Annotated in this window: 8 protein-coding genes; 2 read left to right on the forward strand and 6 right to left on the reverse strand. The window is 63.4% G+C overall.

From position 1 onward, the window contains the following. The 5 genes from EOA60_RS10020 to EOA60_RS10040 all read right to left on the reverse strand — a co-directional run. The coding region (locus tag EOA60_RS10020; RefSeq protein WP_128311304.1) for an ATP-binding cassette domain-containing protein at positions 1-575 on the reverse strand (575 nt) is incomplete at its 3' end. Between the two features lie 13 nt (positions 576-588). After that, positions 589-1440 (reverse strand): ABC transporter ATP-binding protein, encoded by an 852-nt coding sequence (locus EOA60_RS10025; RefSeq protein ID WP_128311306.1) that lies wholly within the window; start codon positions 1438-1440, stop codon positions 589-591. Beyond that, positions 1440-2324 carry an ABC transporter permease subunit gene (locus tag EOA60_RS10030; RefSeq protein WP_245322339.1) on the reverse strand — a complete coding sequence of 295 codons (885 nt, stop codon included), beginning with the start codon at positions 2322-2324 and terminating at the stop codon, positions 1440-1442. Before EOA60_RS10030 ends, EOA60_RS10025 begins: the two co-directional genes overlap by 1 nt. Positions 2325-2350: 26 nt before the next feature. Beyond that, entirely contained in the window at positions 2351-3358 is a 1008-nt protein-coding gene (locus EOA60_RS10035; RefSeq protein WP_067003640.1) for an ABC transporter permease subunit, read from the reverse strand. A gap of 50 nt (positions 3359-3408) precedes the next feature. After that, positions 3409-5007, reverse strand: coding sequence for an ABC transporter substrate-binding protein (locus EOA60_RS10040; protein WP_067003638.1), 1599 nt, complete (start codon positions 5005-5007; stop codon positions 3409-3411). A gap of 477 nt (positions 5008-5484) precedes the next feature. On the opposite strand from EOA60_RS10040, the gene EOA60_RS10045 reads away from it, so the two are divergent. Further along, the gene (locus EOA60_RS10045) at positions 5485-7461 is read left to right on the forward strand and encodes a long-chain fatty acid--CoA ligase (protein ID WP_128311308.1); all 1977 of its coding nucleotides are present in this window, start codon (positions 5485-5487) and stop codon (positions 7459-7461) included. A 71-nt stretch (positions 7462-7532) separates the two neighbouring features. Beyond that, positions 7533-8168, forward strand: coding sequence for a 50S ribosomal protein L11 methyltransferase (locus EOA60_RS10050; RefSeq protein WP_095824410.1), 636 nt, complete (start codon positions 7533-7535; stop codon positions 8166-8168). On the opposite strand, the gene EOA60_RS10055 is transcribed toward EOA60_RS10050, so the two are convergent. Further along, the coding region (locus tag EOA60_RS10055; protein ID WP_164899250.1) for an HAD hydrolase-like protein at positions 8169-8397 on the reverse strand (229 nt) is incomplete at its 5' end.

Raw genomic sequence — 8397 nt, forward strand, 5'->3', positions numbered from 1 at the left:
ACCTGCGCCTGCACCGAAAGATCGAGCGCCGAGACCGGCTCGTCCAGCACCAGCAGGCTCGGGTTCAGCATCAGTGCGCGGGCAATGGCGATGCGCTGGCGCTGACCGCCGGAGAACATATGCGGATAGCGGTTGTAGTGCTCGGGGCCGAGGCCGACCTTCTTCAGCATGTTCATCGCCAGGTCGCGACGTTCCTCGGCCGGCTTGTCGGTATTGATCAGCAGCGGCTCGCCGAGCACGTCGCCGATCTTTTGACGCGGGTTGAGCGACCCGTAGGGATTCTGGAAGACGATCTGCACCTTGCGGCGCATTTCCTTGGTCAATCCGTCCTTGGCGATGTCGACCTTGTTGCCGTCGATGAACAAATCGCCGGCGGTCGCAGGATCGATCAGCGTGATGATGCGAGCGAGCGTGGACTTGCCGCAGCCGCTTTCGCCAACGATGGCGAGCGTCTTGCCCTTATCGACGCTGAAGGAGACGCCCTTCACCGCATGCACCGTGCGCGCGGGGCGGAACAGGCCGCCGCCGACATGGTAGTCGCGTTTGATGTTCTTGCCTTCGACAACCTTGGTCATGCGCCGGCTCCGGTCATGCACTGGCTTCTGGGGGCGCCGGCTCGAACAGCATGTCGGAGACGGTCGGCAGCCGGTCGCCGACGGCGTTCTCCGGCAGCGCAGACAGCAGCGCGCGCGTATAGTTGCTCTTGGGGTTCTCGAACAGCGACAGCACGTCGGCCTCTTCCATCTTGCGGCCCTTGTATTGGACGATGACGCGATCGGCGGTCTCGGCGACCACGCCCATATTGTGGGTGATCATGATCAGCCCCATGCCGTATTTGGCCTGCAGCGACACAAGCAGATCGAGAATCTGCTTCTGGATGGTGACGTCGAGCGCGGTGGTCGGCTCGTCGGCGATCAGCAGCTTCGGATTGCAGGCAATGGCCATGGCGATCATGACGCGCTGGCATTGGCCGCCCGACATCTGGTGCGGGAAGGAGTTGAGCCGCTCGGCCGGCTCCGGAATGCCGACCTGCTTCAACAACTCGATGGCGCGCGCCCGGCGCTGTGCGCGATCCATGCCGAGATGGAAGCGCAGCACTTCCTCGATCTGAAAGCCGACGGTGAAGCAAGGGTTGAGACTGGCGATCGGCTCCTGGAAGATCATGGCAATGTCCTTGCCGATGATCTTGCGGCGCTCGGCCGGACCCATCTTGAGGAGATCGCGGCCGCCGAACGTCATGCGGTCGGCGGTGACAGTGGCGGTCCAGGGCAGCAAGCCCCTAACCGCCAGCATCGACACCGACTTGCCGGAGCCGGATTCGCCGACGATGGCGAGCACCTCGCGCTCGTCGACACGGAGCGAGACGCCGTCAACGGCGCGGAACGGGCCGGAGGCGGTCTGGAACTCGACGACGAGGTTCTGGATGTCGAGCAATGCCATCACGACCTCCTGAGCTTCGGATCGAGCGCGTCGCGCAGGCCGTCGCCGATCAGGTTGATGGCGAGCACCGTGATAAGTATGGCAAGGCCGGGGAAAGTCACCACCCACCAGGCGCGCAGGATGAATTCGCGCGCCGAGGCCAGCATGGTGCCCCATTCCGGTGTCGGCGGCTGAGCGCCGAGGCCAAGGAAGCCAAGCGCTGCGGCTTCCAGGATGGCGTTCGAGAAGGACAGCGTGCCCTGGACGATCAGCGGCGCCAGGCAGTTCGGCAGGATGGTCTTGAGCATCAGCCTCAGGTGCCCGGCGCCGGCGACCTTGGCAGCCACGACATATTCGCGGCTCTTCTCGGCCATCACGGCAGCGCGCACCAGGCGGGCGAAATGCGGCTGCAGGACAAGCGAGATCGCCAGCATCGCATTGAACAGGCCGGGCCCGAGAATGGTGACCAGCACCAGCGCCAGAAGCAGCGACGGGAAGGCCAGGATCAGGTCCATGACGCGCATGATCGCGACGTCGACCCAGCCGCGGAAATAGCCTGCCAGCAAGCCGAGCGTGATGCCGCCGACGAGGGCCAGCGTGACGACGACGGCGCCGATGAGCAGCGAGAAACGCGCGCCATAGAGCAGGCGCGAGAGGATGTCGCGGCCGACCGGATCGGTGCCGAGGATATATTGCGAGCTGCCGCCCGCCTGCCAGGCCGGCGGCCTGAGGAAGGCGGTCTTGTCCTGCACGTCGGGTGCATAGGGCGCGAGCAACGGCGCAAAGAGCGCCGCCAGCACCAGCAGGATGAAGACGACCAGGCCGATGACGGCGCCGCGGTTCACCGAGAAATAGTGCCAGAAGGTCTTGAAGCCGGTCAGCCGGTCCGGGCTGCCGGCGGCCATCGGGGCGATTTCGGTCGACTGGCTCATCACGCCGCCCTGATGCGCGGGTTGATGACGGCATAAAGCACGTCGACGATGAGGTTAACGGCCATGACGATGAGTGCGATCAAAAGCAGACCTGACTGCACGACGACATAGTCGCGCTTGAAGATGGAATCGACCATCCACTTGCCGATGCCCGGCCAGGCGAAGATGGTTTCGGTGAGGATGGCGCCGGCAAGCAGCGTGCCGACCTGCAGGCCGATCGTGGTGACGACCGGGATCAGGGCGTTGCGAAGTGCGTGCGCACCGATGACGCGGGCGGCGGAAAGGCCTTTGGCGCGGGCGGTGCGGACATAGTCTTCACCGAGCACCTCGAGCATGGCCGAACGGGTCTGGCGCGCGATCACCGCCAGCGGAATCGTGCCGAGCACGATCGCCGGCAGGATGAGATGGCTGAGCGCCGAGCGCAGCGCGTCCCATTTGCCGTAGAGAATGCTGTCGATGGTCATGAAACCGGTGATCGGCTTCAGGAAGAACTGCAGGCCCATGCGGCCCGACACCGGCGTCCAGCCGAGATAGCCGGAAAAGAAGATGATGAGCAGCAGGCCCCACCAGAAGATCGGCATGGAATAGCCGACCAGCGCGGTGCCCATCAACGACTGATCGAACCATGAGCCGCGTTTGACGGCCGCGAATATGCCGGCCGGGATGCCGATCGCCATGGCGAAGATCATGGCGAAGAAGGACAATTCCAGCGTCGCCGGGAAGAGCGTCTTGAACTCCTGGAGCACCGGGCGCTTGGAGGAAATCGAGACGCCGAAATCGCCGGTCGCGACCTCGCCGACATAGCGCGCATACTGCTCCCAGACCGGCAGATTGTAGCCGAACTGTTCCTTGAGCTCTTCGTAGCGGGCGGGGGTGACGCCATGCTCGCCGGCCATGGCCAGGATCGGATCGCCGGGCAGCAACCGGACAAAGGCGAAGGCGCAGATGGTGATGCCGACGAGCGTCGGGATCAGAAGTGCGATTTTGTTGAGGAGATATCTGAGCATCGTGAAATGGAATGGGGCGGCGACAATTCGCGCCGCCCCGTTCGCAAATATTACTCGGCCTTGTCAACGCCGTCGAAGCGATGAATGCCGAGCGGGTCCATCTTGAAGCCGCTGACGTTGTTGCGGACAACGGCATAGACCTGGCTGTGAGCCAGCAGGAAGGCCGGCGCCTGCTTGGCGAAGATTTCCTGCGCCTGCTCATAGAGCTTGGTGCGCTCGCCCTGGTCGCTGGTCTTCTTGGCCTTCTGGATCAGGTCCTCGAAGTCCTTGTCGCACCAGCTGGAATAGTTCGAGACGCCGATGGCCGAGCACGCGAAGAGGGTGGCGAAGAAATTGTCCGGATCGCCATTGTCGCCGGTCCAGCCGATCTGGAAGGCGCCGGGACGCTCCTTCTTTTTGCCTTCCTCGCGATACTTGGTCCACTCGTAGTTGACGATCTCGGCCTTGACGCCGACCTTGGCCCAGTCGGCCTGGATCAGCTCAGCCGCGCGCTGGAAGTTCGGGTTGTAAGGACGAACGCGATCGGAAGCCCAGAGCTGGATTTCCTTCAGCCCGGCGTCGGCCAGCACCTTCTTGGCCGCTTCCGGATCATAGGAATCGAACTTCACATCCTTGTTCCACGACCACATGGTCGGCGGGATCAGGTTCTGCGCCGGCGTCGCGCCAGCGTCCTGGAACAGCGACTTGATCAGCGCTTCCCGGTCGATCGCCTGGTTGAGCGCGTGACGAACCTCCGGCTTGTCGAGCGGCGGGATCGTGGTGTTGTAGCTCATGTAGCCGATGTTGAGGCCGGCCTGGTCCATGAGGGTCACGTCCTTGTTGGCCTTGATGGTGGCGATGTCGGCCGGGTTCGGATAGGGAGCGACATCGCATTCGCCGGCCAGCACCTTCTGGATGCGGGCGGTCGCGTCAGGCGTGATGGCGAAGACCAGATCGTCGATCTTTTCCTTGCCCTTGAAGTAGTCGGGGTTCGCCGCATAGCGGATGACCGAATCGAGCTGATAGTCGACGAACTGGAACGGCCCGGTGCCGATCGGCTTGGTCGAGAAGTCGGCCATCTTGCCTTCCTTCTCGAGCTGGTCGGCATATTCCTTCGACACAATCGAGGCGAAGTCCATGCCGAGATTGGCCAGCATCGGCGCGTTCGGCTCGGTCAGCGTCAGCTTGACGGTGAGGTCGTCGACCTTTTCCCACTTGGCGACGTATTTCGGCATGTCCATGCCGGTGTAGTAATCCCAGGTCAGGTTCGGCAGATACTTCTCGCCGTTCCACGGATTCTGCTTGTTGAACTGCCGGTCGAACGAGAAGACGACGTCATCGGCGTTGAGGTCGCGGGTCGGCTTGAAATAGTCGGTGGTCTGGAACTTCACGCCAGGGTGCAGGTGGAAAGTATAGACCAGGCCGTCGTCGGAGATTTCCCATTTGTCGGCGAGGCCGGGCTCGATCTCGGTGCCGCCATGCTTGAACTCGACCAGGCGCGAATAGACCGTGCGCGACGAAGCGTCGAAGTCGTTGCCGCCCGTCGTCGTACCCGGATCGAAATTGGCCGGCGACGCTTCCGAGCAATAAACAAGCGTCTTTGCATTGGCCATCCCGCCGAGGACGCTTGCAGCCAGCAACGCGGCTGCAAAAGTCATTGTCTTTTTCATTGAGCACTCCCTGATGTTCTTCCAAGCCCCTCTATCAGGCTCGCGAAGCGCGCATATAAGCACCGTTTTTGGGGCTTTGGAACACCCCGTTTGCGTACCCCACGGTAAGCAGGAAAAGAATCCGCATTTTCCTCAAATAGCAGAAAAAATGAGCAGAATTTTTCGCTCACGCTAATGTTAACAACCGCATTTTTTTATTGATTGAGCCTCTGCCGAAATGGAACAAGAAGCTCCTGCCTGCGATCCCAGGTCCTCGTGGGGACACGCCTGCGGGAGGCGTCGAGGGACAGGATTTCGGCGGCAAATCTTTCCGCCGCTGCCGCTGGGGCAAGACTTGCACGGCCGCCGATAGAGGCAATACATAGACGCCAGGCCGGATTTCTTGGAATCCGCAATCGGCCGCAGCGGAGGAACGCTTCCGAAATCGGAAAGAGATGCGGCGCAAGCAGTAAGACTAGGACACGAGGGAGGGATTTGGTGGCAAAAGCAGCAAAGACAACGCCCCCGGCGAAGGCAACAGCCAAGGCCGCGCCCGTCGATGCGGGCGCGGCCAAGGCTTCATCTTCCAAGACCGCTTCGCCAGCCAAAACGCCGTCACCTGCGAAGGCCGGCTCCAAGCCGAAGACCACTGTGAAACCGGCTGCCGCTGCAAAACAGACGAACCCCAAATCCGCCGCCAAGGCTGCAACCGCAAAGACCGCCAGGCCTGCGGCCGCAAAGACGGCCTCGGGATCGGCCAGGCGGCTGCCCAAGGCGATCACGGAACTCGCGGCAGGGTTGCCGGAAAAGCCTTGGCTGAAAAACTACCCGAAGAACATGCCGGCGGAGATCGGTCCGCTGCCTTACGATTCCATCGGCGACTTCCTCGTCGGCGCCTGCAAGCAGTTCGCCAGCCGGCCGGCGTTCGTCTGCATGGGCAAGTCGATCTCCTATGCCGAGCTCGAGCGGCTTTCGGCGGCCTTCGGCGCCTATCTGCAGTCGAAGGGACTGGAGAAGGGCGCGCGCGTGGCGCTGATGATGCCGAACGTTTTGCAATACCCGGTAGCGATGATGGCCGTGCTTCGCGCCGGCTTCACGGTGGTGAACGTCAACCCGCTCTACACGCCGCGCGAGCTGGAGCATCAGCTCAAGGATTCCGGCGCGCAGGCCATCGTCATTCTGGAGAACTTCGCCAACACGCTGCAGGCGGTGATCGCCAGGACGCCGGTCAAGCATGTCGTGGTCGCGGCGATGGGCGACATGTTGGGCGGGCTGAAAGGCGCGATCGTCAATCTCGTCGTGCGGCGGGTGAAGAAGATGGTTCCCGTCTGGTCGCTGCCCGGCCACGTCAAATTCAACGCCGCGCTCAAGGCGGGCTCGGCAAGCGCCTTCAAGCCGGCGGCGGTATCGGGCGACGATATCGCCTTCCTGCAATATACCGGCGGCACGACCGGCGTGTCGAAAGGCGCGACGCTGCTGCACCGCAACGTCTTGTCCAACGTGGCGCAGAATTCGCTCTGGGTGGAGGACGCCTATACGGTCAAGCCGAAGCCGGCGCATCTCAACTTCGTCTGCGCGCTGCCGCTCTACCACATCTTCGCGCTGACGGTGAACGCGCTGATGGGCATGCAGCAAGGCGCGCAGAACGTGCTCATTCCGAACCCGCGCGACATTCCGGGCTTCGTGAAAGAACTGCAGAAATACCCGGTCCACATCTTTCCCGGCCTCAATACGCTGTTCAACGCGCTGCTCAACAATGAGGATTTCCGCAAGCTCGACTTCAAGCCGCTGATCCTCACTCTCGGCGGCGGCATGGCGGTGCAGAAAGGCGTGGCCGAGCGCTGGAAGGCGCTGACGGGCTGTCCGGTGAGCGAAGGCTACGGACTTTCCGAAACCTCGCCGGTGGCGACCGCCAACAAGTTCAGCTCCAGCGACTTTACCGGCACGATCGGCCTGCCGCTGCCATCGACCGAGATCGCCATCCGCGACGACGACGGCAACAACGTGCCGCTCGGCGAAGTCGGAGAGATCTGCATCCGGGGTCCGCAGGTTATGGCCGGCTACTGGAACCGGCCGGACGAGACCGCCAAGGTGATGACCAAGGACGGGTTCTTCAAGTCGGGCGACATGGGCTTCATGGATGAGCGCGGCTACACCAAGATCGTCGACCGCAAGAAGGACATGATCCTGGTCTCCGGTTTCAACGTCTATCCGAACGAGCTGGAAGAAGTCGTGGCGCAGCACCCGGGCGTGCTCGAAGTGGCGGCGATCGGCGTGCCGGACGAGCACTCCGGCGAGGTGCCGAAGCTGTTTGTGGTCAGGAAGGATCCAGCGCTCACCATCGAGACGCTGACTGTCTATTGCCGCGAGAACCTGACCGGCTACAAGCGGCCGAGATACATCGAATTCCGCGCCGAACTGCCGAAGACGCCGGTCGGCAAGATCCTGCGGCGCGCGTTGCGGGAGCAGATTTGAACGAAAATGTTGCCGGCCTGACGCCAATACATCGCGCCGACCTCGACCCCGCCGAATTCATCAAGGCGAACATGCGGCTTCAGCCGGTGCCGTCGCTGCCTGAAATCCGGCTCTATACGGCCCATCCCGGCAGCGGGCTGAGGCGGCTGCTGGAACCGGAGGACGGGTCGCATGAGCACGCGGCCGAGCCGCAGCCGCCCTACTGGGCCTATGCCTGGGCGGGCGGCGCAGTGCTGGCGCGCTATGTTCTCGACCGGCCGTCAACCGTTGCGGGCCGGCGCGTGCTCGACCTCGGCGCCGGTTCCGGCCTTGTCGGTATCGCCGCGGCGCGAGCCGGGGCTAGGAAAGTGACCGCGGCGGAGATCGACCGCAACGGCATCGTCGCGCTCCGCCTCAACGCGGAGGCCAACGGCGTCGCCATCATCATAATCGGCGAGGACATCAGCGCCTGTCCGCCGCCGTCGGTCGACATTGTGCTCGCCGGCGACGTTTTCTACGGGCAAGCGGTCGCGCGGCGGATCGTCCCCTTCCTCGACCGCTGCCTTGCCGCGGGCATCGAGGTGCTGGTCGGCGACCCGGGCCGCGCCTGGCTGCCCAGGCGGCGGCTTCGCCTGCTTGGCGAGTATCAGGTGCCTGATGTCGGCGGAAACGGCGGTAGCGCGCCGAAACCGAGCGGGATATTTGCGTTCCTTCCCAGCGAGCCCTGATCAGCCCGCCGGCACACTCATCCGCGCGGCGAGAAAATCCGGCAGGTCGGCGACCGAATCCAGGATGACGTCGGCCATCGGCGACAGCGAGTCACGCGTGCCCGTGCCGGAAAGCACGCCGATCGCCAGGCCGCAGCCGCCGGCGCGCGCCATTTCGAGATCGTGGCGATTGTCGCCGACCATGGCGATCTCGCCAGCCTTCAGTCCCGTCAGATCGCAGAACGCGATG

It is taken from the genome of Mesorhizobium sp. M1A.F.Ca.IN.020.06.1.1, from assembly GCF_004023265.1.
GTDB lineage: Bacteria > Pseudomonadota > Alphaproteobacteria > Rhizobiales > Rhizobiaceae > Mesorhizobium.